20 protein-coding genes are annotated in these 22,442 nt (G+C 72.6%); 9 read left to right on the top strand and 11 right to left on the bottom strand.

Going from position 1 to position 22,442, the window contains the following annotated elements; translation table 11 throughout:
* Nucleotides 1-74 precede the first annotated feature (74 nt).
* From ACFXGI_RS29750 to miaA, 5 genes are all read right to left on the bottom strand, one after another.
* Nucleotides 75-1,520: a M1 family metallopeptidase gene (locus ACFXGI_RS29750; protein WP_384713133.1), complete on the bottom strand. Its 1,446-nt coding sequence runs from the start codon at nucleotides 1,518-1,520 to the stop codon at nucleotides 75-77.
* A 145-nt stretch (nucleotides 1,521-1,665) separates the two neighbouring features.
* A complete protein-coding gene (locus tag ACFXGI_RS29755; RefSeq protein ID WP_384713136.1) occupies nucleotides 1,666-3,759 on the bottom strand; it encodes a RelA/SpoT family protein in 2,094 nt (697 codons plus the stop codon).
* A gap of 140 nt (nucleotides 3,760-3,899) precedes the next feature.
* Nucleotides 3,900-4,775: a diaminopimelate epimerase gene (gene dapF / locus ACFXGI_RS29760; protein ID WP_384713139.1), complete on the bottom strand. Its 876-nt coding sequence runs from the start codon at nucleotides 4,773-4,775 to the stop codon at nucleotides 3,900-3,902.
* 77 nt (nucleotides 4,776-4,852) lie between these two features.
* Nucleotides 4,853-5,368: a hypothetical protein gene (locus ACFXGI_RS29765; RefSeq protein ID WP_030859643.1), complete on the bottom strand. Its 516-nt coding sequence runs from the start codon at nucleotides 5,366-5,368 to the stop codon at nucleotides 4,853-4,855.
* 131 nt (nucleotides 5,369-5,499) lie between these two features.
* The gene (gene miaA / locus ACFXGI_RS29770; protein WP_384713142.1) at nucleotides 5,500-6,438 is read right to left on the bottom strand and encodes a tRNA (adenosine(37)-N6)-dimethylallyltransferase MiaA; all 939 of its coding nucleotides are present in this window, start codon (nucleotides 6,436-6,438) and stop codon (nucleotides 5,500-5,502) included.
* Between the two features lie 163 nt (nucleotides 6,439-6,601).
* Here miaA and ACFXGI_RS29775 point away from each other — a divergent pair, with 163 nt between their 5' ends.
* A complete protein-coding gene (locus tag ACFXGI_RS29775; RefSeq protein WP_384713145.1) occupies nucleotides 6,602-6,841 on the top strand; it encodes a gliding motility protein in 240 nt (79 codons plus the stop codon).
* A 23-nt stretch (nucleotides 6,842-6,864) separates the two neighbouring features.
* Entirely contained in the window at nucleotides 6,865-7,119 is a 255-nt protein-coding gene (locus tag ACFXGI_RS29780; protein WP_384713148.1) for an antitoxin, read from the top strand.
* Nucleotides 7,120-7,233: 114 nt separating this feature from the next.
* Here the strand turns inward: ACFXGI_RS29780 and ACFXGI_RS29785 are convergent, their stop codons facing one another.
* Nucleotides 7,234-7,941 (bottom strand): class III extradiol dioxygenase subunit B-like domain-containing protein, encoded by a 708-nt coding sequence (locus ACFXGI_RS29785; protein WP_384713151.1) that lies wholly within the window; start codon nucleotides 7,939-7,941, stop codon nucleotides 7,234-7,236.
* Nucleotides 7,942-7,990: 49 nt separating this feature from the next.
* Entirely contained in the window at nucleotides 7,991-9,520 is a 1,530-nt protein-coding gene (gene miaB / locus ACFXGI_RS29790) for a tRNA (N6-isopentenyl adenosine(37)-C2)-methylthiotransferase MiaB (RefSeq protein WP_384713154.1), read from the bottom strand.
* 94 nt (nucleotides 9,521-9,614) lie between these two features.
* Between miaB and ACFXGI_RS29795 the strand changes: the two genes are divergently transcribed.
* On the top strand, nucleotides 9,615-10,610 hold the full coding sequence (locus ACFXGI_RS29795) for a TAXI family TRAP transporter solute-binding subunit (RefSeq protein WP_384713157.1): 996 nt from the start codon (nucleotides 9,615-9,617) through the stop codon (nucleotides 10,608-10,610).
* On the opposite strand, the gene ACFXGI_RS29800 is transcribed toward ACFXGI_RS29795, so the two are convergent.
* The gene (locus tag ACFXGI_RS29800) at nucleotides 10,607-11,605 is read right to left on the bottom strand and encodes an ROK family protein (RefSeq protein ID WP_384713246.1); all 999 of its coding nucleotides are present in this window, start codon (nucleotides 11,603-11,605) and stop codon (nucleotides 10,607-10,609) included. The two genes, ACFXGI_RS29795 and ACFXGI_RS29800, sit on opposite strands and share 4 nt — an antisense overlap.
* Before the next feature lie 48 nt (nucleotides 11,606-11,653).
* On the bottom strand, nucleotides 11,654-12,685 hold the full coding sequence (locus ACFXGI_RS29805; RefSeq protein ID WP_384713160.1) for a LacI family DNA-binding transcriptional regulator: 1,032 nt from the start codon (nucleotides 12,683-12,685) through the stop codon (nucleotides 11,654-11,656).
* 213 nt (nucleotides 12,686-12,898) lie between these two features.
* On the opposite strand from ACFXGI_RS29805, the gene ACFXGI_RS29810 reads away from it, so the two are divergent.
* Together ACFXGI_RS29810 and ACFXGI_RS29815 are read left to right on the top strand one after the other, a co-directional pair.
* Nucleotides 12,899-14,164: a glycosyl hydrolase gene (locus ACFXGI_RS29810; protein ID WP_384713163.1), complete on the top strand. Its 1,266-nt coding sequence runs from the start codon at nucleotides 12,899-12,901 to the stop codon at nucleotides 14,162-14,164.
* 46 nt (nucleotides 14,165-14,210) lie between these two features.
* Nucleotides 14,211-16,400 (top strand): endo-beta-N-acetylglucosaminidase, encoded by a 2,190-nt coding sequence (locus tag ACFXGI_RS29815; protein WP_384713166.1) that lies wholly within the window; start codon nucleotides 14,211-14,213, stop codon nucleotides 16,398-16,400.
* 72 nt (nucleotides 16,401-16,472) lie between these two features.
* Here the strand turns inward: ACFXGI_RS29815 and ACFXGI_RS29820 are convergent, their stop codons facing one another.
* Together ACFXGI_RS29820 and ACFXGI_RS29825 are read right to left on the bottom strand one after the other, a co-directional pair.
* Entirely contained in the window at nucleotides 16,473-17,885 is a 1,413-nt protein-coding gene (locus tag ACFXGI_RS29820; RefSeq protein WP_384713169.1) for an ATP-binding protein, read from the bottom strand.
* A 12-nt stretch (nucleotides 17,886-17,897) separates the two neighbouring features.
* Nucleotides 17,898-18,602 carry a response regulator transcription factor gene (locus ACFXGI_RS29825; RefSeq protein ID WP_384713172.1) on the bottom strand — a complete coding sequence of 235 codons (705 nt, stop codon included), beginning with the start codon at nucleotides 18,600-18,602 and terminating at the stop codon, nucleotides 17,898-17,900.
* Between the two features lie 274 nt (nucleotides 18,603-18,876).
* On the opposite strand from ACFXGI_RS29825, the gene ACFXGI_RS29830 reads away from it, so the two are divergent.
* The 4 genes from ACFXGI_RS29830 (at nucleotide 18,877) to ACFXGI_RS29845 (ending at nucleotide 22,253) form a co-directional block, all read left to right on the top strand.
* Entirely contained in the window at nucleotides 18,877-19,662 is a 786-nt protein-coding gene (locus ACFXGI_RS29830; RefSeq protein ID WP_030859665.1) for an amino acid ABC transporter ATP-binding protein, read from the top strand.
* 88 nt (nucleotides 19,663-19,750) lie between these two features.
* Nucleotides 19,751-20,605, top strand: a complete 855-nt coding sequence (locus tag ACFXGI_RS29835) for a glutamate ABC transporter substrate-binding protein (protein WP_384713175.1) — start codon at nucleotides 19,751-19,753, stop codon at nucleotides 20,603-20,605.
* An 83-nt stretch (nucleotides 20,606-20,688) separates the two neighbouring features.
* A complete protein-coding gene (locus ACFXGI_RS29840; protein WP_384713178.1) occupies nucleotides 20,689-21,363 on the top strand; it encodes an amino acid ABC transporter permease in 675 nt (224 codons plus the stop codon).
* Nucleotides 21,360-22,253, top strand: coding sequence for an amino acid ABC transporter permease (locus ACFXGI_RS29845; protein WP_384713181.1), 894 nt, complete (start codon nucleotides 21,360-21,362; stop codon nucleotides 22,251-22,253). The genes ACFXGI_RS29840 and ACFXGI_RS29845 overlap by 4 nt, the downstream gene beginning before the upstream one ends.
* Nucleotides 22,254-22,442 lie beyond the last annotated feature (189 nt).

Raw genomic sequence — 22,442 nt, forward strand, 5'->3', positions numbered from 1 at the left:
TCGCCGGGAGATTCCCCCGGCGTGCGGCTCCGTCGACCGGCCCTGTCGATGGTGACATGCCCGTTCCCCGGGGGTCACACGCTTTTCGGGCCGCCCCACTCCGGGTGCCCCGGCATCGCCGGGGTGGTCTTCCCGTAAAGCCACGGCTTCAGGAAGGCCGTGAGGTCACGCCCCGCCACCTCCGAGGCCAGGCGTACGAAGTCCTCCGTGCCGGCGGTCGCGTCCTTGTTCTTCGCCACCCAGCGCCGCTCGACCCGGTCGAAGGCCTTCTCCCCGATCTCCTGCCGCAGCGCGTACAGGATCAGCGCGGCCCCGTCGTAGACCGCCGGCCGGAACAGCCCGACCTTCTCGCCGGCGGCCGGGGGCTTCGGCGCGGCAGGGGGCCCGCCCGCCGCCCGCCACTGGTCAGAGCGCTGGTACGCCTCGCGCATGCGCCGCTCCATGGAGTACTTGCCGAGGCCGTCCGCGTACAGGGCCTCGTACCAGGTGGCATGTCCCTCGTTGAGCCACAGGTCGGACCAGGTCCGCGGGGTGACGCTGTCGCCGAACCACTGGTGGGCGAGCTCGTGGACCATCACGGCCTCGACGTACCACGCGGGGTAGCCCGCCCCGGAGAACAGGCCGTTCTCGAAGAGCGAGAGCGTCTGCGTCTCCAGCTCGAACCCGGTCTTCGCCTTGGCGATCAGCACCCCGTAGTTCTCGAACGGGTAGCTGCCGACGCGCTGCTCCATCCACTGCACGTGCCCGGCGGTCTTCTGCAGCCAGGGCTCCAGCCTCTTGCGGTCCGCGGCCGGGACCACGCTGCGCAGCGGCAGCCCGTGCGGCCCGGTGGCCTCGACCACGGCCGAGTCGCCGATGGAGACCTGCGCGAGCTCGGTGGCCATGGGGTGCAGGGTCCGGTACGTCCAGGTGGTCGCGCCCGCGGCGCGGGGGGCCGGGAGGGCGCCCGCCACCCCGTTGGCGACGGCGGTCAGGCCGGCCGGGGCGGTGATCCGGAAGGTGAAGTACGCCTTGTCCGCGGGGTGGTCGTTGCACGGGAAGACCCGGTGGGCGGCGTCGGCCTGGTTGGCCATGGCCAGGCCGTCCTCGGTGGCCAGCCAGCCTCCGTCGGCGATGCCCCGCGGATCGCTGGTGTGCCGGATCTCGATGTGGAGCGGCACGTTCGCCGTGACCGGGCGCGCCGGCGTGAGCACGAGGTCCTCGCCGGCGCTCTCGAAGTGCGCCGGCTCGCCGTTGACCTGGGCGGACTCCACCGTGCCGTGGCTGAAGTCGAGGTTGATCCGCTCCAGCGCCTCCAGCGCGCGGGCGTCGATGACGGTGATCGCGTCGAGTGGGCTCTTGTTGTCCTTGTACGTGAAGGACAGGTCGTACGAAAGGACGTCGTACCCGGGGTTCCCGAGCTCCGGGAACAGCGTGTCGCCGATGCCCAGCGGCTTCGGCGGGGGCAGCACGGCGGCGACGAGGGTGAGGGAGGCCGCGGCCAGCAGGGCGGCGCGCAGGCGCGGTGAGGAGAGCTGCATCCCCCACCGCTTACCAGCGCCCGCCTCGCGGCCGGGCACGACGCGCGACGGGTCCACCCGAACGGGACCTTCCGCCGTAGTCCCGGCCCGGTCCCGGGCCCCTCGCGACCGGACCGCGAGCCCGGCTTGATCGGCAGGACACCCCCTACGCCCGGCGCACGTCGTAGACCCCCGGTACGTCCCGCATCGCCCGCATCAGGGCCGGCAGTCCGGTCGCGTCGGGCAGTTGCAGGGTGTACGTGTGCCGGACCCGCTGCTCGACGGGCGGTTCCACGGTCGCGGAGACCACCTCGACCCCCTCGCGGGCGATCGCCTCGGTCAGGTCGGCCAGGAGATGCGGGCGGCCGAACGATTCGGCGAGCAGCGTGACCCGGCAGTCCGCCGTGGCCCGCCAGTGCACGGCGACGGAGGTCCGCCCCAGCGCACGCATCTGGGCCACCGACGCGCAGTGAATGCGGTGGACGGTGACGGCCCCGCCCCGTACGACGAACCCGGCCACGGCGTCCGGCGGCACGGGCGTACAGCAGCCGGCCAGCCGTACGGTGGCGTCCGGCAGATCGGCGACGGCATTGCCGCCGCCGCCCCGGGCGCCGACCACGGACAGCGGTGCCCGGGCGGGCGTCGCGGCGGGCTTCGCGATGTCGGGGTGTGCCTGGAGCCAGCTGCCGATGGCGATCCGGGCGGCCGGGGTCCTGGCGTGCTCCAGCCAGTCGGCGCCGGGCCCCGAGGAGGCGTCCTGCGCGAGCAGCAGCTGGACGGTGTCCCCGTCGGAGAGCCGGGAGGCCAGGGAGGTGAGGCGCCCGTTGACCCGGGCGCCGATACAGCCGTGGGCCGCCTCGCCGTACTGCGCGTAGGCGGCGTCGATACAGCTGGCCCCGGCGGGCAGACTGAGCGTGCCGGAGGACCTGCCGTCCTCGTGGAACACCGTGATCTCCCGGTCCTGTGCCAGCTCGGCGCGGAGCACGCTCCAGAAGGTGTCGGGGTCGGGGGCGGACTGCTGCCAGTCGAGGAGCCGCGAGAGCCAGCCGGGCCGGGTCGGGTCGACCCGCTCCTCGTCGCAGTCCGGGGCGGGCTCCGCGGCCGGGGCGGTGGCGTACGGATTGCCGAGGGCGACCACGCCGGCCTCGGCGACCCGGTGCATCTGGCGGGTGCGGACGATGACTTCGGCCACGTACCCCTCGGGCGTGGCGACGGCGGTGTGCAGCGACTGGTAGAGGTTGAACTTGGGGGCGGCGATGAAGTCCTTGAACTCCGAGACGACCGGTGTGAAGCAGGTGTGCAGCTCGCCCAGCACGGCGTAGCAGTCGGCGTTCTCGCCGACGAGGACGAGGATGCGGCCGAAGTCGGAGCCGCGCAGCTCACCGCGGCCCCGGGCGATCCGGTGGACGGAGACGAAGTGCCGGGGGCGTACGACCACCTCGGCGGCGATGCCGGCCTCCCGCAGCACGGCGCGTACGGACTCGGCGATGGCGGGGAGCGGGTCGCGCTCGCCGGCGTGGGCCGCGATGAGCGCGCGGGTGTGCTCGTACTCCTCGGGGTGCAGGATCGCGAAGACGAGGTCTTCCAGCTCGGTCTTGAGGGCCTGTACGCCGAGCCGTTCGGCGAGCGGGATGAGGACGTCGCGGGTGACCTTGGCGATGCGCGCCTGTTTCTCGGGGCGCATCACGCCGAGGGTGCGCATGTTGTGCAGCCGGTCGGCGAGTTTGATGGACATGACGCGGACGTCGTTGCCGGTGGCGACGAGCATCTTGCGGAAGGTCTCGGGCTCGGCGGCGGCGCCGTAGTCGATCTTCTCGACCTTGGTGACGCCGTCGACGATGAAACAGACTTCGTCGCCGAATTCCGCGCGGACCTGATCGAGGGTCACCTCGGTGTCCTCGACCGTGTCGTGCAGCAGAGAGGCCGTCAAGGTCGTTGTCTCGGCGCCGAGTTCGGCGAGGATCAGGGTGACGGCGAGCGGGTGTGTGATGTACGGCTCACCGCTTTTGCGCATCTGACCGCGGTGCGAGGACTCCGCGAGCACGTACGCGCGGCGCAGGAGGGACAGGTCCGCGTCCGGGTGGTGGGCGCGGTGCGCCTCGGCCACGTGGCCGATGGCGTCGGGGAGCCGGTCTCGGGATGCGGGTCCGAGAAGGGCAGCGCGCCCGAGTCGTCGCAGGTCAAGGCGGGTTCGGCCCCGTCTGCTGAGTTCGGGGCGCGCTTCGGGACGTGCTTCGGGGTTCGTGGCCTCTGCACTCATGGGCACCTCCGGCGGCTTCGACCGGCGGTGGCGGGCATGGGGTGAGCCCTCAGGGCCGGTGCCTGATGCTACCGACCCCACCACGTGGCGCAGTCCGCCTCTCGCTCAGCGTGAAACGGATCACCCATTAGAGGGAACCCTCAGCCGAAAGCCGTTTCGGTGAGCCAGGCCGCGTCGAACTCGCCCGCGGCGACGATGACGGCGGGTCCGGTCATGTCGATCTGCCCGTCGGGGTGTTCGGTGATGACGAGGGTGCCGCCGGGGAGGTCGACGGTGTACGTGACGGGCTCGCCGGTGACGGCCGGGTCGGCGCCGTCGCGGCGGATGGCCGCCACGGCGACGGCGCAGGCGCCGGTGCCGCAGGAGCGGGTCTCGCCGGAGCCGCGCTCGTGGACGCGCATGGCGACGTGCCGGGGGCCGCGGTCGACGACGAACTCCACGTTGACACCCGTCGGGTAGACCTCGGCCGGGCTGAACGGGGGCGGGTCGAGCAGCTTCCCGGCGTGGTCGAGGCTGTCGACGAACGCGACGGCGTGCGGGTTCCCCATGTTGACGTTGCGGGCGGGCCAGGCGCGCTCGCCGACGCTGACGGTGACCTGCTCCTCGGGAAGGACGGCCCGGCCCATGGAGACCGTCACGTCGCCGCTCTTGTCGAGGTGCACGCGCTTGACGCCGCCGCGGGTGGCGACGGCGAGGTCGCCGGGCTCGACGTGGCCGGCGTACTGGAGGTAGCGGGCGAAGACGCGGACGCCGTTGCCGCACATCTCGGCGATGGAGCCGTCGCTGTTGCGGTAGTCCATGAACCACTCGGCCTCGTCGGCCATGTGCGTCGCCTCGGGGTGCGCGGTGGACCGGACGACGTGCAGCACCCCGTCCGCGCCGATGCCGGCGCGCCGGTCGCACAGCTTCGCGACGGCGGTCGCGGGCAGCTCGACGGCGTTGTCCGGGTCCGGGACGATCACGAAGTCGTTCTCGGTGCCGTGGCCCTTGAGGAAGGAGAGGCTCGTCTGCGTCACGCGCCCATGGTACCGAGCGGGCGTTCGGGCAGGTCGGCGGCACCGGCGCGAGCCGCGGCCGAGGCGGCGGCCGGCGGCTACCGCAGCCGCGCGACCCGGTACACGGCCAGCGCCACGACGGCCAGCGCGACCAGGGCGTACAGCCCGGCCATGCGCCAGTCGGGGCGGCGGCCGCTGCCGCGGGCCGGGAGCCCGGGCCAGGTGTATCCGACGCGGCGGGCGGCCATCATCCCCCAGCCGCCGGCGCAGCAGCAGATGAGGAAGCCGAGCATGGCGACCACGGCTCCGCCGTCGCCGAACTCGAAGGCGAGCGGGAAGGCGAACATCAGGGAGCCGGCCGCGGCCAGCATCACGATCGGCGCGATCTGCCAGATGCGCAGGCGGCGCTGCGGGCGCAGCTCGACCTCGAACGCGGGACCGGCGGCGGCCTCCGCCTCGGCGGTGTCCGGTGCGTCCGGGCCGTCGGGGGTCAGCCGTGCGGGATCCGCGGGCAGGCCGAGAGCCTCGGGCTCGGCGACCGCGGGATCACCGTCCCAGAGGTCCGCGTCCTGCCTCGTGCCGTCCTGCCCGGTGTCGCGAGGGCCGGCCTCCATCGCCACGCGCCCTCCCCACTCGGACTTCGTACGCCGTTGTTCACCGCCGGTGACCGCACCCGCGGAATTTGATGATGGCACGGCTCAGGGCCCCGAACGGGCACGAGGGGCGTCCCGATGCCATCACGTGATCAGGCTGTGACCGCTCGTTCGACCAACGACTGCGCGAGTCCGACGAGTTCCCCCCGGTCCGCGGCGGCCCCGCTGAGCCAGTGCACACGGGGGTCCCTGCGGAACCAGGAGTCCTGGCGGCGGGCGAACCGCTTGGTGGCCCGTACGGTCTCGGCCCTGGCCTCGTCCTCGGTGCACTTGCCGGCGAGGGCAGCGAGCACCTGCTGGTAGCCGAGCGCCCTGGAAGCGGTGATTCCGTCGCGCAGGCCCCGGGCCTCCAGCGTGCGGACCTCGTCGACGAGCCCGGCCTCCCACATCCGGTCCACGCGCAGCGCGATCCGCTCGTCGAGCTCCGGCCGGGCCACGTCCACGCCGATCTGCACGGTCTCGTAGACCGAGTCGTGGCCGGGCAGATTCGCGGTGAACGGCTTCCCGGTGATCTCGATGACCTCCAGGGCCCGGACGATGCGGCGGCCGTTGCTGGGCAGGATCGCCTGGGCTGCGGCCGGATCGGCGGCGGCGAGGCGGGCGTGCAGGGCGCCGGGGCCGCGCAGCGTGACCTCGGCCTCCAGCCGGGCCCGGACCTCGGGGTCGGTGCCGGGGAACTCCATGGCGTCGAGGGCGCCGCGTACGTACAGGCCCGATCCGCCGACGAGGACCGGCGTACGGCCCTGGGCGAGGAGCTTGTCGATCTCGGCGCGGGCCAGGCGCTGGTACTCGGCGACGCTCGCGGTCTCGGTCACGTCCCAGATGTCGAGGAGGTGGTGCGGGACTCCGCCGCGCTCCTCGGTCGTCAGCTTGGCGGTGCCGATGTCCATCCCCCGGTACAGCTGCATGGAGTCGGCGTTGACGACTTCGCCGTCGAAACGGCGGGCCAGGGCTACGCCCAGATCTGACTTTCCGGCCGCGGTGGGACCGACGACGGCGATGACCCGCGGAGCGGGGGCTGCATTGCTCACCGCCCCAGTCTCGCAAACGCCGCGGCATGTACCCGATCGAGTTACGTGACGGGGTGGTGTCGGGGTCGTTGCCCTGGCGAGGTTCCGCCGGGCGCACGCCGGGCGGAGGCCGGGCCGCACAAGGCGGAACTTCACCCGCACGAGTAACGTTATGGGAGTAGACATGGGCGTTTTTAGTCGGTTTCGCCGCAAGGCCGCGGAAGCGAGCACGGAGGATGCCGCCGCCGCGGCCCTGACGACGGAGTCAGAGGACGCGGTCGCCGGGAACGAGGCGGAGACCGCGGTCGAGGCCGCGTCGCCGGCTGGGTCGGAGAGCGCCGCGCCGGAGGGCGTGGAGATCCCGAAGCAGCAGTCGGCGGAGAAGGCCGCGGACAGCGAGGCCGGCGAAGGCGCCCGTAAGTAGCTACCGCCACTGGAAGGTGACCCATGGGCCTGCTGGACACGCTGAAGGCCAAGCTCGCACCGGCGAAGGAAAAGGTCGGCGACCTCGCGCAGCAGCACGAGGGGAAGATCGGCCAGAATCTCGACAAGATGGCCAAGGCCGTGGACTCCAAGACCAAGGGCAAGTACCACGGTCACATCGAGACCGGCACGAGCAAGGCGAAGGACGCCCTGGGCAAGATCGCGCACAAGGACGCCCCCGGCGGGCGGACGCCGCCGCCGGCGGCGCCGTCCGCCTGACGCGGTCGACGGAAGGGGCGCGGGTTCAGCGGAACCCGGGCCCCTTCCTCGTTCCCGGCGGTGCCCCTGCCGGTCAGGACAGGCCGTCAGGACCGGGCGGTCAAGACCAGGCCGTCAGGACCAGGCGGCGACGAAGTAGCCGACCCCGTACGGGGCGTCCTCGTACAGCAGCCGCCCGTCGAGGCCCGCGCCCGCGGCCGCCCCGGCCAGCACCTGCCAGGGCGCCCGCCCGGCGGCCTTCAGCTCGTACGCGAGCTCGGCGTCGAGGGCGCCGAGCGCGGCCACGTCGGCGGCGGCGAGCGCGCGGGCCGCGGCGGCGTCGAAGGCGGCGGCGCGTTCGTCGAGGTAGCCGGGGGCCTTCAGGGTGCGACAGGCACTGCCGTCGCCCATGACGAGGAGCGCGACGCGCTCCTCGCGGGCCGCGAGGCCCCGGCCGGCCTCCAGGCACCGCGCGGCTTCGCGCTGCTCCCCGACACCGAGCCCCTCGACGGGAGCGGCGCCCCAGCGGGCGTGCCGGAGCAGCCAGGCGCCGACGGCCAGGGACGGCGGCAGCAGGCGCGGCCCCTCCTCGCCGTCGCCGAGCTGTACGCCGGCCTCGACGCCGAAGCCGTGGAAACCGCCGCGGGAGCCCTGGGGGTAGGGCCCGCGGTGATCCTGGTCGGCGGTGCCGACGACGACCAGCAGGTCGGGGCGGGAGGCGGCGAGCACCGCGAGCGCGTCGGAGCAGGCGGTACGGGCGTCCGCGAGCTCGGGGGCGGCCCCTGCGGCGACCTCGGGCACGAGCAGGGGCGGGGCGGGGCACACGGCGGCGGCAACAAGCATGATCCGCACCCTAGCCCGCGCGGCCCCCGGCGGGGGCCGCGCGGGGCTGTCAGGAAGACGCCGGCAGGGCGCAGCCCGAAGCGGCGGCCGGCGGGACCGGGGCGGGGACGCCCAGGGTCGGGATGCCCAGCATGACGCCCTGCGGCTGCGCGGGAGCCGCGTTGCGCTTCTCCCAGGCGTCACCGGCGCGGGTGCGGCGCACGGACAGCGTCGGCCCCTCCGCCAGCAGGTGGTGCGGGGCCGCGTAGGTGATGTCCACGGTCACCACGTCACCGGGGCGGACCTCCCCCTCCGGCTTCGTGAAGTGCACCAGGCGGTTGTCGGGCGCGCGCCCGGACAGCCGGTGCGTGGCGCCGTCCTTGCGGCCCTCGCCCTCCGCGACCATGACCTCCAGCGTCCGCCCGACCTGCTTCTTGTTCTCGTCCCAGGAGATCTCCTCCTGGAGGGCGACCAGCCGCATGTAGCGCTCCTGGACGACCTCCTTCGGGATCTGCCCCTCCATGTCCGCCGCCGGGGTCCCGGGGCGCTTGGAGTACTGGAAGGTGAAGGCGTTCGCGAAGCGGGCCTCGCGCACGGCGTGCATCGTCTGCTCGAAGTCCTCCTCCGTCTCACCGGGGAAGCCCACGATGATGTCGGTGGAGATCGCCGCGTGCGGGATGGCCGCGCGGACCTTCTCGATGATGCCGAGGAAGCGCTCCTGGCGGTACGAGCGGCGCATCGCGCGCAGGATGGTGTCCGATCCGGACTGCATTGGCATGTGCAGCTGCGGCATCACGTTCGGGGTCTCGGCCATCGCCGCGATCACGTCGTCCGTGAAGTCGCGCGGGTGTGGGGAGGTGAAGCGGACCCGCTCCAGGCCCTCGATCTGCCCGCACGCCCGCAGCAGCTTCGAGAAGGCCTCGCGGTCGCCGAGGTCGGACCCATACGCGTTCACGTTCTGCCCGAGCAGGGTGATCTCGGAAACGCCCTCGGCGACCAGGGCCTCCACCTCGGCGAGGATGTCGCCGGGCCGGCGGTCCTCCTCCTTGCCGCGCAGGGCCGGGACGATGCAGAAGGTGCACGTGTTGTTGCAGCCGACGGAGATCGAAACCCACGCGGCGTACGCGGACTCGCGCCGGGTCGGCAGCGTGGAGGGGAACGCCTCCAGCGACTCGGCGATCTCGACCTGCGCCTCTTCCTGGATGCGGGCGCGCTCCAGCAGGACGGGCAGCTTGCCGATGTTGTGGGTGCCGAAGACCACGTCGACCCAGGGGGCCCGCTTGACGATCGTGTCGCGGTCCTTCTGCGCGAGGCAGCCTCCGACGGCGATCTGCATGCCGGGGCGCTTGGTCTTCATCGGGGCCAGCCGGCCGAGGTTGCCGTACAGCTTGTTGTCGGCGTTCTCCCGCACGGCGCAGGTGTTGAACACCACGACGTCGGCGTCACCGTCGCAGCCCTCGGGCGCCCGCGTGTAGCCCGCGCCCTCCAGCAGACCGGACAGCCGCTCGGAGTCGTGCACGTTCATCTGGCACCCGTAGGTGCGTACCTCGTATGTTCCCTTGACGTCCACTGCCGTGCTCCGGTCGCTGCTGCTGGTCATACGACAAGGGTAGGCGGTACCCGGAACCCCTCCGGCCCCCTCCCGCCGGGGCCCGGCCGTGACAGCGGCCCCGCCACGGTGGCAGGATCGCCGCATGGCTCACGTACCGCCCCGCATCCGCAGGCGCACCGCCCTGTGGGGGCTGGTGGCCGTACTGGCGGTGCTCGGGGTGCTCGCCTGGTGGCTGAGGCCCTTCGGGGAGCCGGAGCCGGAAGGCGGGCTGACCTTCAGCACGGGGGTCCGTACCGGCGTCTACCACCGCTACGGCCAGCTGCTGGAACAGGCCCTGGCCCAGGACATGCCCGGCGTGAAGGTGTCGCTGAAGCCCAGCGAGGGCTCGCAGGAGAACCTCCAGCGGGTGGCCACCGGGAAGGCCGACTTCACCATCGCGACCGCGGACGCGGTCTCCAAGTACCGGGTGGACGGGAAGCCGGGCGCGGAGCAGCTGCGGGGCGTGGCACGGCTCTACGACGACTACGTGCAGCTGGTGGTGCCGGCCGGCTCGAGCGTGCAGTCGGCGCGGGACCTGAAGGGCAAGCGGGTCGCCATCGGCCAGCCGGGATCCGGCGTGCGCCTGATCTCGGAGCGGCTGCTGACGGCGGCCAAGCTGGATCCGGCGCGGGACATCACCCCGGTGTCGATCGGCATCGACACCATGCCCGCGGAACTGCAGGCCGGCCGGATCGACGCGTTCTTCTGGTCCGGCGGCCTGCCGACGCAGGCGGTGCGCGAGCTGTCGGAGCGGTACGACATCCGGCTCGTGCAGCTCGGCGACCTGGTGGAATCGCTCCAGGCGAGCGGGACCCCGGCGCGGTACTACCGGGCGGCGGTGATGCCGCAGGACGCCTACGCCCGGGCCCGGAACACCTCGTCGGTGGCGACCTTGGCCGTGCCGAACCTGCTGGTGACGACCGAGGCGACGGACCCGGAGCTGACGGAGCGGTTCACGCGGACGGTGATCAGCAGCCGCGACGGGATCGGGCACGAGGTGCACGCCGCTCAGCTGGTGGACCTGCGTACGGCGATCTACACGGACCCGCTCGACCTGCACGAGGGCGCGCAGCGCTACTACCGCTCGGTCAAGCCCTAGGTCGTGTCGTGCAGCAGCATCACCGCTGCCGCGGCCGCCCCGATCAGCCCCGCGTGCGTCCCCAGGGCCGCCGGGACCACCCGCAGCCCGCTCACGAAGGACAGCGTGGCGTAGTCGGCGAGGTGCGCGCGGATCGGCGTGAACAGCGTGTCCCCCGACGTGGCGACGCCCCCGCCGATCACCGCGATGTCGGTCTCGACCAGCGTCGCGGTGGCCGCGATGGCAGCGGCCAGGGCCCGCCCCGCACGGTCGAAGGCGGCCACGGCGACGGGATGCCCGGCCTCCGCGGCCGCGGCCACGCCCGCCGCGGAGGCGTCCCCGTCCGGGTCCGCCGGGGTCCAGCCCTGGGCCAGGGCCCACCGGGCGATGGCGGTGCCGGAGGCGATGGACTCCACGCAGCCGCAGCTCCCGCAGACGCACGGCTCACCGTCGAAAGCCACGCTGATGTGGCCGATGTGGCCCGCATTGCCCGTGGCGCCCGGGTGGAGCCGGTTGTTCAGGATCAGTCCTCCGCCGACCCCGGTGGAGACCACCATGCACAGGGCGTTCGCGTGCCCGCGGGCCGCGCCCAGCCAGTGCTCGGCGGCGGTCATCGCCACGCCGTCGCCGGCGAGCACGGTCGGCAGGGCCGCGCCGTGCCGGGCCAGTTCGGCTTCGACCCGGGCCTGGATCGGGAACTCCCGCCACGCCCCGATGTTCACCGGGCTCACCGTGCCGCGCGAGGTGTCCACGGGGCCCGCGCTGCCGATGCCGCAACGGACCGCGGACGGCCACAGCGGGGAGCCCGCGAGCTCGGCGACGACCTCGGCGACGGCGGCGAAGACCGTGTCGCCGTCCGTATCGCGCGGGGTCGGGCGGCGGGTGGTGGCCGTCATCGTGCCGTCGGGGTGCACCAGAGCGCCGGCGATCTTCGTACCGCCGATGTCGACGGCCACGGTGAGGCCGGCCGCCGGATCGGCGCCGTCGGCGCCGGCAGTGGCCTGCGGTGCGGGCAGTGCGGAGGTGGGACTCGTCACGGAAGCGGCTCCAGGAAGGGGTCGGAATCAGTATGCGGCCGCCGGCGGGGCCGTACTCTCCCGGGGCTCCAGCCGCGGCCGCTCGCTCTCCCGGGCCCGGGGCGGGCTCCCGGCCAGTACGGCGAGCAGCTCCTCGGCGGCGAGCCGGCCGAACCCCGCGGTGTCGCGTACGAGCGCGGTGAGCCGGGGGTGGGTGACCCGGCACAGCGCCGAGTCGTCCCAGGCGACCATGGAGATCCGGCCGGGGACCGCGATGCCCAGCTCGGCGGCGACGGCGATGCCGGCGACCGCCATCACGTCGTTGTCGTAGACGAGCGCGGTCGGCGGCCCGGGCTCGGCGAGGATCCGGCGGGTGGCGGCCGCGCCCTCGGCGTCGGAGTAGTCGGTGACCACCGAGCGCACGTGCTCCGGGTCGAGCCCGCGCGCCTGGGCCTCGGCGCGCAGCGACGCGATGCGGCGGGCGGTGTGGGCGAGGCCGGGCAGTCCGGCGATGTGGGTGATCCGCCGGTGGCCCAGCCCGTACAGGTGCTCCACGACCCGGGCCATGGCCCTGGCGTCGTCGGCCCACACCGAGGACAGCCCCCCGCCCCCGCCCGTCCCGCCGATCATCACGGCGGGCAGGCCGAGCTGCGCGAGGAGCTCCGGCCGCGGGTCCTCCGTACGCGGGTCCACGACGAGGACCCCGTCCACGCGCCGCTCGGCCCACCAGCGGCGGTACACGGCGCATTCGGCGTCGATGCCGTCCACGACCTGGAAGAGCAGCGCCACCCGGCCCGCGGAGAGCACCTCCTGGATGCCCGAGACCAGTTGGAGGAAGAAGGACTCGACGCCGAGGGTCTGCGCGGGCCGGGCGAGCACCAGCCCGACCGCTCCGGAGCGCTCCCCGGACAGGGCCCGCGCGGCGCTGTTGGGCTGCCAGCCGAGCTCTTCGGCGACCCGGCGGATCCGGGCGCGGGTGTCCTTGGAGACGCCCGGCCGGTCGTTGAGCGCGAAGGACACGGCGCTTTCGGACACCCCGGCCCGTCGGGCGATGTCCTTGATCGTGGGCCTGCGGGCCATGGCGTGCCTGCCTCTTCCTCCGGTCGTTTTCCGTACACATTCCAACGCCGGAACTAAACCGCATTAGTTCGATCAGCTTGAGCGGCCGAAACCCTTCTGTCAACGGGACTGAAGCGCTTAAGTACCGGCATCGGAGGCCCTGTTGACTTCCCTCCCGGCACCCGGCAGGTTGTCCGTCACCCGGCGAATTCCCGAGAACTCCAGGACGCCCTCATGCACGACGGATCCACCCCTCGTCCGCTCCGTTTCGGCGCCAACTACACCCCGTCCCGGGGCTGGTTCCACCACTGGCTCGACTTCGACCTCGACGAGGTCAGGGCCGACCTCGACTCCGTCGCCGCGCTCGGGCTGGACCACGTACGGGTCTTCCCGCTGTGGCCGGTGTTCCAGCCGAACCGGACCCTCATCCGGCCGCGCGCCGTCGAGCAGCTCGTCGCGCTCGCCGACGCGGCCGCCGAGCGCGGGCTCGACGTCGACGTGGACGGCCTGCAAGGGCACTTGTCGAGCTTCGACTTCCTGCCCGCGTGGACCGGGACCTGGCACCGGCGCAGCATCTTCACCGACCCGGACGTCGTCGCCGCACAGGAGGAGTACCTGCGCACGCTGGCCGCCGCCCTCGCCGACCGCCCCAACTTCCTCGGCATGACCGTCGGCAACGAGATCAACCAGTTCTCCGACGCCCCCCATCCGGACCCGGACCGGATCACCCGGGAGCAGGCCGGGCGCTGGCTGGAGCGGATGCTCGCCGCGTGCGAGAAGGGCGCGCCGGACCGCTTCCACGTGCACGCCGAGTACGACGCCGCCTGGTACCGGGACGGCCACCCCTTCACCCCGGCCCAGGCCGCCCGGCTGGGTTCGGCCACGGCCGTGCACTCCTGGGTGTTCAACGGCACCGCGCAGCGTCACGGCCGCGCCGGAACGGCGACCGAGCACCACGCCGCGTACCTGGTCGAGCTGGCGAAGGCCTGGGCCCGTGACCCGCACCGGCCGGTGTGGCTCCAGGAGGTCGGGGCGCCCGCGCCGCTGATCCCGGCGGAGCACGCGGCGGCGTTCACCGAGGCGACGGTGGCGAACGTGCTGGACTGCCCGGACCTGTGGGGCGTGACCTGGTGGTGCTCGCACGACGTGTCCCGGGAGCTCGCGGACTTCCCGGAGCTGGAGTACGGGCTCGGTCTGCTCACCAACGACCGCAGGGCCAAGCCCGCCGGGGCCGCCGTCGCCCGGATCGCCGCGCAGTGGCGGGGCCGGGAGCACTGCCCGGCCGTCCGGTCCACCGCGCTGGCCGTGGACGTCGGCGGGGCGGAGGCGGCGCCGGGGCGCTCGGTGTGCGCCCCGGGCGGCGCGTTCTTCGAGGCCTGGGCCGCGCTCACGGCCCAGGGGGTCCGCCCCGCGGTGGTCCTGGCGGAGCTCGCCGAGGACGCGGCCCATCTGTCGGCGCGCGGCATCACGGAGGTGCTGCGCGTGCCCGACGTCACCTGACCACCCGCAACCCGACCGCTCGTCCCCCGTCACCAAGGAGCCCCGCATGTCCGAGACCGACAACGGCGCCGACCCTCGCACCGCCCGCTCGATACGCACCGCCCGCTCGTTACGCACGGCGCCGTCGGCGCCACCGGCACCGCCCGCCCGCCGCGGCGTCCTCGCCGCCGGGGCCGGAGCGGGGGCCGCCGCACTGCTCGGCATCACCGGCGCCGCCACCACGGCGCGAGCCGCGCAGGCCGCCCCGGCACCGGCACCGGCCTCCCCGACGGCCCCCGCCGACCTGGCCCCGTACGCCTCCTACTGGTTCCCCGATTCGCTTCCCCACGGCGCCCCCGGCACCGGCATCACGTGGCGCTCCCTCAAGCAGTGGACCCCCGAGTCCGATCGGGACCTCGCGTACAACACCGCGACCGTGCCCCTCGCGCCCCGCTTCACCCCCGTGCCCCCGAACGCGACGGCCCGCGGCGGCCAGGCCCGGATCGCCTCGCTCGTCTCCTTCGGGCCCACCGCCCAGAACCCCTCGCAGGGCTCCGCCACCGCCGACCACTACGCGCTCACGCACTGGGCGTACCTCGACGAGCTGGTGTTCTGGGGCGGCTCCTCCGGCGAGGGCATCGTGCTCGCCCCGAACGCGCCCGTCGTCGACGCCGCCCACCGCAACGGCGTCCCGGTGCTCGGCAACATCTTCCTGCCGCCCGTCGCGTACGGCGGCGACCTCCAGTGGACCCGGGACCTCGTCCAGCGGGACCCGCTCGGCCGGTTCCCGATCGCCGAGAAGCTCGTACTGGTGGCGCGGACGTACGGGTTCGACGGCTGGTTCGTGAATGCCGAGACCGACGGCGGCGACAGCTCGCTCGCCGCCCGGATGCGGGAGTTCCTGCGCGCGCTGCGGGCGGCCGGCGCCCCGTACGGCCTGCGGATCACCTGGTACGACGCCATGAACAGCACCGGCCGGGTCGGCTGGCAGGGCGCGCTCAACCAGCTCAACCAGGAGTTCTTCGAGGACCGGGCGGGCCGGGTCGCGGACACGATGTTCGTCGACTTCCGCTGGACCCGGCAGACCCTGGCCTCCTCGGGGGCGCTCGCCGACCGGCTGGGCCGCTCCCGCCACGAGCTGTGGGCGGCACTCGACGTGGAGTCGGGCGGCTGGGACTCCGGCGTCCGCTGGGACGCGATCATCCCGCGCGACCGCGCCCACGTCGCCAGTTTCGGCTTCTACCGGCCCGAGTGGACCCGCAACCACCTCACCGACCGCTCCCCCGGCGCCTTCCACCGTGCCGACGACCGGTTCTGGACGGGCGAGTCCCTGGACCCGGCGCACCCCGCGCCCGAGGGCACCTGGCGGGCACCCGCCACCGCCGTCGCGGACCGGTCCACCGTCACCGCGCTGCCGTTCGCCTGCGCCTTCAACACCGGGCACGGGGAGCGCTGGTACGAGGACGGCGAGGTCACCTCCGACACCCCGTGGAACCACCTCGGGCTCCAGGACCGGCTCCCGGGCCGCCGCTGGGCCGTCGAGTCCTCCGGAGCGCGTCCGTCGGTCACCCTGGACTTCGCGAAGGCCTGGCGCGGCGGCTCCAGCGTCCTCGTGTCCGGCGGCCTGAGCGCCCCGGCCGTCGTCGGCCTGCACTGCACCCGGCTGCCCCTGACCGGTTCCGCGGCCTTGGAGCTGGTGCACGCCACCGAGGCGGGCGCGGTCACCGTGGAGGTCGGCGTGGCCACACGCGAGCCGGCCGCCCCGGGCGAGCCCGTCCCGTACACCTGGCTGAAGACGCGGGCGCCGGGCTCCGGCCAGGGCGCCTGGCACACCTCCCGGATCGGGCTCTCGGCCCTGGCGGGCAAGACCGCGTACGGGCTTGCCGTACGGATCACGGCGCAGGGGAGCAGAGCCGTGTCCTGGCGGCTCGGCGCGATATCGGTACGCGACGACACCGCGCGGCGGCGCCCGGCGACTCCGGGTGCACTGACCGTCGACGCCTCGGCCCAGCAGGACGGCAAGGCCTCCGTCCGGCTGTCCTGGCGCCGGGCGGCCGGTGCGGTCCGGCACTACGAGCTGTACCGGCTGCTCCCGGACGGCACCCGCCGCTTCCTCGGCGGCACCTGCGGCACGGCCCTGCACCTCCCGGCCGTCGCCCGGGCCGGCCGGGAGCCCGCGGCCGCGTTCGAGGTCCGGGCCGTGGACGAGCTGTACGCGGCCTCGGCCCCGGCGGGCACGACGCTCCCCTGGGCCTGACCGCCCGACCGGACCCCGGCGGGGGGGCCGGGCTCACGGGCTCAGGAACTCACGGGCTCAGCGCTCAGGCGCTCAGGACGTATGCGGATCGCTGCGCGGGACCGCCACCGTCACCCGCAGCCCGTGCGGCGGGTTCTTCTCGTACGCGAGGGACCCGCCGCCCGCGGCGAGCAGTGCCCGGGAGATCGACAGGCCGAGCCCCGAGCCCTTGATGTTCTGGTGGCGGCCGCTGCGCCAGAACCGGTCGCCGACGCGGAGGAGCTCCTCGTCGGTGAGCCCGGGGCCGCGGTCGGCGACGACGACCTGCACGAAGGGCCCGGCCGAGGCCACCGACACCTCCACCTCCTCACCCTCCGGGGTGAACTTGAGGGCGTTGTCGATCACGGCGTCGAGCGCGCTGGAGAGCGCGATCGGGTCGGCCCAGCCCGTGACGGCGGTCCGGCCCGTCTCGGTGACCCGTACGCCCTTCTCCTCCGCGTACGGGCGCCAGGCGGCGACCCGCTCCGCGGTCAGCCCGGCGATGTCGGTGAGGCTGAGCTCGGCGGAGGTGTGCTCGGCCAGCGCCAGGTCGAGCAGGTCGTCCAGGACCTGGGTCAGGCGCTTGCCCTCGGTCCGCACGGAGGCGATCTCCTCGTTGCCCTCGGGCAGTTCGAGGGCGAGCAGCTCGATCCGCAGGAGCAGCGCCGCGAGCGGGTTGCGCAGCTGGTGGGAGGCGTCGGCGACGAACGCCCGCTGCTGCTCCAGGACCTCTTCGACGTTGTCGGCCATCTCGTTGAACGAATGTGCCAGGCGTTGGAGTTCCGGGGGCCCGCCGGCCGCCGCGACCCGGGAGTTCATCCGTCCGGTGGCGATGCCGTGGGCGGCGGCGTCGAGGGTCCGGACGGGCTTGAGCACCCAGCGGGTGAGCACGAGGGCGGCGCCGAAGGCCACGAGCATCGCGGCCGCCAGCCCGGCGATGATGATCAGCCAGCCGTCCAGGATGCGGGCCCGCATCTGGTCGGTGGGTGACTCGGTGACGACGACCGCGACGACGTCGCCGTCGAGGACGACCGGGGAGGCGACGAGCAGCTTGCCGTGGGACTGCCAGGGCCACACCTGGGCGGGGTCGTGGCTGCGGCGCCCGGCGAGCGCCTCCGAGAAGGCGCGGCGGCCGTCCTCCGTCGCCGGAAGCTCCCACCAGCCGGGGGCGCGGGCCATGGCGTTGTCGTCGCGCAGGAAGATGCCGACGCGGATGCCGTACAGCTGCTGGTAGCGGGCGAGTTCCTGCTGGAGCGTCTCCCGGCGCTCGGTGGCGCCCGAGGAGCCGGACCCCTCGGCGTCGATGACGAACTGGGCGAGGGCGGCGAAGCGGGCGCTGTCGTCGATGCGGTCGACGACCACGCGCTGCTGCTGCCCCGCGGCCAGGCTCACGGCGAGCGGGAAGCCGAGGGCGAGCAGCACGCCCGCCATGAGGACGACGAGCAGGGGGAGCAGGCGGGCGCGCACGGCGGGGCCCCGCTAGGGCGCGGCCGGGGTGACGAGCCGGTAGCCCACCCCGCGGACGGTCTCGATGAGCGCGGGCATGCGCAGCTTGGAGCGCAGCGAGGCGACGTGGACCTCCAGGGTCCGCCCGGTCCCCTCCCAGCTGGTGCGCCACACCTCGCTGATGATCTGCTCGCGCCGGAAGACGACCCCGGGGCGCTGCGCGAGCAGGGCCAGCAGGTCGAACTCCTTGCGGGTGAGCGGTACGTCGGCGCCGTCGACGCTGACCCGGCGGGTCGCCAGCTCGATGTTGACGGGGCCGAGCCGGACCACGTCGGGGGCAGCCGTCCCGGTGGCGGCGGCCTCCTCGGAGGCGCCGGTGCGCCGGGCGACGGCGTGGATGCGTGCGAGGAGTTCACCCGTGTCGTACGGCTTGACGACGTAGTCGTCGGCGCCCATGTTGAGGCCGTGGATGCGGGAGCGTACGTCGCCGCGCGCGGTCACCATGATCACGGGCGTCGAAGTGCGCTTCCGGATCTTGCCGCAGACCTCGTACCCGTCCTGATCGGGCAGCCCGAGGTCCAGGAGGACGACACCGAAGGGGGGAGCTCCGGCGGGCAGCAGGGCCTGCAGGGCCTCCTCGCCGCTGCGGGCGTGGGTCACCTGGAAGCCGTGTCGGGCGAGGATCGCGGACAGGGCGGCGGCGACGTGGTCGTCGTCCTCGACGAGCAGCAGTCTCATTGCGTCCCCCTTTCCTGTTTTCCTGATCAGGGCCCGCGGTCAGGGCCACCCTGCATCCACGCCGATGAAGAGGCCCACGTCAAGGGGGTTCCGGTCCGGCGCGTCTTCCGTTATGCACCCGGTACGGGCGATCCTGCCCCGGTAGCCGTGGTGCGCACGGAGCGTATCGGAGCGAGGCCGTTTCGTTATGCTCAATTCTCCCTCAGATGTAATGACGGTGTGCGCACGACGTCACTACTGTCCTCCCAACCGAGGAGGACGGAGCAAGAAGCCGATGAGCGGAGTATCAGTGACCAAGGACGCGCAGGATGCGGCCCCGGCCGCGGACGACCTGGTCGTACTGAGCAACGTCAACAAGCACTTCGGCGCGCTGCACGTGCTTCAGGACATCGATCTGAGCATCGCCCGCGGTGAGGTCGTCGTCGTGATCGGTCCCTCGGGATCGGGCAAGTCCACGCTGTGCCGGACCATCAACCGCCTGGAGACGATCGACTCGGGCACCATCACGGTCGACGGCAAGGAACTGCCGTCGGAGGGACGGGAACTGGCCCGGCTGCGCGCCGATGTGGGCATGGTCTTCCAGTCCTTCAACCTGTTCGCGCACAAGACGGTGCTGCAGAACGTGATGCTCGGTCAGCTCAAGGTCCGCAAGACGGACTCGGCGGCCGCGCTCGAGAAGGCCAAGTCCCTGCTGGACCGGGTGGGCGTCGGCTCTCAGGCCGACAAGTACCCGGCGCAGCTGTCCGGCGGCCAGCAGCAGCGCGTGGCGATCGCCCGTGCGCTGGCGATGGACCCGAAGGTGATGCTGTTCGACGAGCCGACCTCGGCGCTCGACCCGGAAATGATCAACGAGGTGCTGGAAGTCATGCAGCAGCTCGCCCGGGAGGGCATGACGATGGTGGTCGTCACGCACGAGATGGGCTTCGCCCGTTCTGCGGCCAATCGGGTCGTCTTCATGGCCGACGGAAAGATCGTCGAAGAGGCCGCGCCCGAGCAGTTCTTCAGCAACCCGCGCAGTGACCGAGCGAAGGACTTCCTTTCGAAGATCCTGCACCACTGACGGTCCTGCTCTGGTAGTGATCCCCTGGCGGCTCAGAGCACGCGTGTCGCTCGTCGTCCAACAACGTCTCATCCGAGGGAAGTTCACCATGAAGGTTTTCAAGGCCGGTGCGGCCGCAGCCGTTGCCGCAGTCCTCGCCCTGACGGCGACCGCTTGCGGCGGCGGCAGCGACAAGGCGAGCGGTGACGGCGGCGCGTCCGGTGGCGCCAAGAAGGACAAGATCGTCATCGGCATCAAGTTCGACCAGCCCGGTCTGGGTCTCAAGACCCCGGACGGCAAGTTCACGGGCTTCGACGTGGACGTGGCGACGTACGTCGCCAAGGAGCTCGGCTACCAGCCGGACCAGATCGAGTTCAAGCAGGCCGTCAGCGCCGAGCGCGAGAACCTGATCGCCAACGGTGACGTGAAGCTGGTCGTCGCGACCTACACGATCAACGACAAGCGCAAGGCGAAGGTCGACTTCGCCGGCCCGTACTTCAAGGCCCACCAGGACCTGCTGGTCCGCGCCGACGACTCCTCGATCACCAAGGCCGAGGACCTCAACAAGAAGAAGCTCTGCTCGGTCACCGGCTCCACCTCCGCGCAGAACGTCAAGACCAAGCTGGCCCCCGAGGCCGACCTGCAGGAGTTCCCGGGCTACTCCGAGTGCCTCACCGGCCTGGAGAACAAGGCCGTGGACGCGCTGACCACGGACGACTCGATCCTCGCCGGCTACGCCGCGCAGGAGAAGAACAAGGGCAAGTTCAAGCTCACCGGCCTGAAGCTCAGCGACGAGCCCTACGGCATCGGCCTGAAGAAGGGCGACAAGGACCTCCAGACGAAGGTCAATGCCGCGCTGAAGAAGATGGTCGAGGACGGCTCCTGGGGGAAGGCCGTCGAGAAGAACTTCGGCCCCGCCAACTACAAGGCCGAGCCGGCTCCGCAGATCACCGAAGGCAGCTGATTCATCGGTGAGGAGCGTCGCCGTCCGCCTGCCGCGGACGGCGGCGCACCTCACCGGCCATCCTGGGGAGAGCGCAGGGCAACGTGTTCGACTTTCTTAATTCCGGGCAGTACGACGTGCTCGGAGCCTTCTGGGTGACGGTTCAGCTCACCCTCTACTCGGCGGTCGGGTCCCTGATCTGGGGCACCCTCCTGGCCGGGATGCGGGTCAGCCCGGTCCCGGTGATGCGGGCCTTCGGCACCGCGTACGTCAACACCGTGCGCAACACACCGCTGACTCTGCTGATCCTCGGCTGCTCACTGGGCCTGTACCAGACCTTGAGCATCACGCTCGGCGGCGACGGCTCCAAGGACATCGGCTTCCGCCTCGCGATCCTGGGGCTCATCGCCTACACCGGAACCTTCGTCTGCGAGGCGATCCGCTCGGGCATCAACACCGTGCCCGTGGGACAGGCCGAGGCGGCCCGCGCGCTGGGGCTGAGCTTCTTCCAGGTGCTCACCCTGATCGTGCTTCCCCAGGCCTTCCGTGCGGTCGTCGGACCGCTGACGAACGTACTGATCGCCCTCACCAAGAACACCACGGTGGCGGCGACGATCGGTGTGGCCGAGGCGGCCCTGCTGATGAAGGAAATGCTGGAGAACGAGGCGGACGCGATCTTCGCCGTCTTCGCGGTCTTCGCTCTCGGCTTCGTCCTGCTGACCCTGCCCACCGGCCTGCTGCTGGGCTGGGTGGCCAAGCGAGTGGCGGTGAAGCGATGAGCTCCGTTCTGTATGACACCCCCGGCCCCAAGGCCAAAACCCGCAACTGGGTCTACACCGGCATCTTCCTGGTGGTTCTCGCTCTGGCCCTGTGGTGGGCGCTCTCCCTCATGGCGGAGAAGAACCAGCTTGAGGCCGACAAGTGGGCCCCGTTCGTCACCGACAGCCAGATCTGGACGACGTTCCTGCTGCCGGGTCTCGGCGAGACCCTCAAGGCCGGCCTGATCGCCATGGTGATCGCGCTGCCTCTGGGCGCGCTCCTCGGCATCGCGCGACTCTCCGACCACGCGTGGATCCGCGTCCCGGTCGGCACGGTCGTGGAGTTCTTCCGCGCCATCCCGGTCCTGATGCTGATGTTCTTCAGCTCCGCGCTGTACGTGATGCTCGGTACGGTCAGCTCCGACCTGCGGCCCCTGTACGCGGTGGTCACCGGTCTGGTCCTGTACAACGCCTCGGTCATCGCCGAGATCGTCCGGGCCGGCATCCTGACGCTGCCGCGCGGCCAGACCGACGCGGCGAAGGCGATCGGCATGCGCAAGGGCCAGATCATGACGTACGTCCTGGTCCCGCAGGCCGTCACGGCGATGCTGCCCGCCCTGGTCAGCCAGCTCGTGGTGATCCTCAAGGACACGGCACTCGGTGGCGCGGCCCTGGGCTTCGCCGACCTGATGTCGATGAACCGGCAGATCTCCGCCAACTACAGCAACACCATCGCGACCATGGTCGTGATCGCCCTGATCTACATCGCCGTGAACTTCACGCTCACCACCTTCGCCTCCTGGCTAGAAGGCCGGATGCGGAAGTCGCGGAAGGGCACCGGCGCGGTCGTCGCCGGGGACGTGGCCGAGGTCGACGCGGGCGGAGCCGCCGGCGTGGGCCAGGCTCCCTGACGGCTCTCCCCCGGCTCGGGCGGCTGACGCCCGGTCAGTACACTGGCGTGACACCTGTGGTGGGGGGGGCCGGCAGCCCCCCCCCCCACCCCGGGGGTGGGGGCGGTGGGTGTGGTGGCCGGCCCCGCCCCTGGGGTGGGTAGGTTGTGTGGTGACAAAACAGACAAACGGTGCCGCCACAACGAGCCC

The sequence above is a fragment of the Streptomyces sp. NPDC059355 genome, assembly GCF_042752335.1.
In the GTDB taxonomy this organism is placed as follows: domain Bacteria; phylum Actinomycetota; class Actinomycetes; order Streptomycetales; family Streptomycetaceae; genus Streptomyces.

What these genes read in the sequence shown, in the direction of transcription:
- ACFXGI_RS29795 (WP_384713157.1), top strand. Translation starts at nt 9,615, where the DNA reads ATGGCTCACGTACCGCCCCGCATCCGCAGGCGCACCGCCCTGTGGGGG.
- ACFXGI_RS29750 (WP_384713133.1), bottom strand. Translation starts at nt 1,520, where the DNA reads ATGCAGCTCTCCTCACCGCGCCTGCGCGCCGCCCTGCTGGCCGCGGCC.
- ACFXGI_RS29845 (WP_384713181.1), top strand. Translation starts at nt 21,360, where the DNA reads ATGAGCTCCGTTCTGTATGACACCCCCGGCCCCAAGGCCAAAACCCGC.
- ACFXGI_RS29825 (WP_384713172.1), bottom strand. Translation starts at nt 18,602, where the DNA reads ATGAGACTGCTGCTCGTCGAGGACGACGACCACGTCGCCGCCGCCCTG.
- ACFXGI_RS29810 (WP_384713163.1), top strand. Translation starts at nt 12,899, where the DNA reads ATGCACGACGGATCCACCCCTCGTCCGCTCCGTTTCGGCGCCAACTAC.
- ACFXGI_RS29780 (WP_384713148.1), top strand. Translation starts at nt 6,865, where the DNA reads ATGGGCCTGCTGGACACGCTGAAGGCCAAGCTCGCACCGGCGAAGGAA.
- miaB (WP_384713154.1), bottom strand. Translation starts at nt 9,520, where the DNA reads ATGACCAGCAGCAGCGACCGGAGCACGGCAGTGGACGTCAAGGGAACA.
- ACFXGI_RS29765 (WP_030859643.1), bottom strand. Translation starts at nt 5,368, where the DNA reads ATGGAGGCCGGCCCTCGCGACACCGGGCAGGACGGCACGAGGCAGGAC.
- ACFXGI_RS29830 (WP_030859665.1), top strand. Translation starts at nt 18,877, where the DNA reads ATGAGCGGAGTATCAGTGACCAAGGACGCGCAGGATGCGGCCCCGGCC.
- ACFXGI_RS29785 (WP_384713151.1), bottom strand. Translation starts at nt 7,941, where the DNA reads ATGCTTGTTGCCGCCGCCGTGTGCCCCGCCCCGCCCCTGCTCGTGCCC.
- ACFXGI_RS29835 (WP_384713175.1), top strand. Translation starts at nt 19,751, where the DNA reads ATGAAGGTTTTCAAGGCCGGTGCGGCCGCAGCCGTTGCCGCAGTCCTC.
- ACFXGI_RS29805 (WP_384713160.1), bottom strand. Translation starts at nt 12,685, where the DNA reads ATGGCCCGCAGGCCCACGATCAAGGACATCGCCCGACGGGCCGGGGTG.
- ACFXGI_RS29815 (WP_384713166.1), top strand. Translation starts at nt 14,211, where the DNA reads ATGTCCGAGACCGACAACGGCGCCGACCCTCGCACCGCCCGCTCGATA.
- ACFXGI_RS29755 (WP_384713136.1), bottom strand. Translation starts at nt 3,759, where the DNA reads ATGAGTGCAGAGGCCACGAACCCCGAAGCACGTCCCGAAGCGCGCCCC.
- ACFXGI_RS29775 (WP_384713145.1), top strand. Translation starts at nt 6,602, where the DNA reads ATGGGCGTTTTTAGTCGGTTTCGCCGCAAGGCCGCGGAAGCGAGCACG.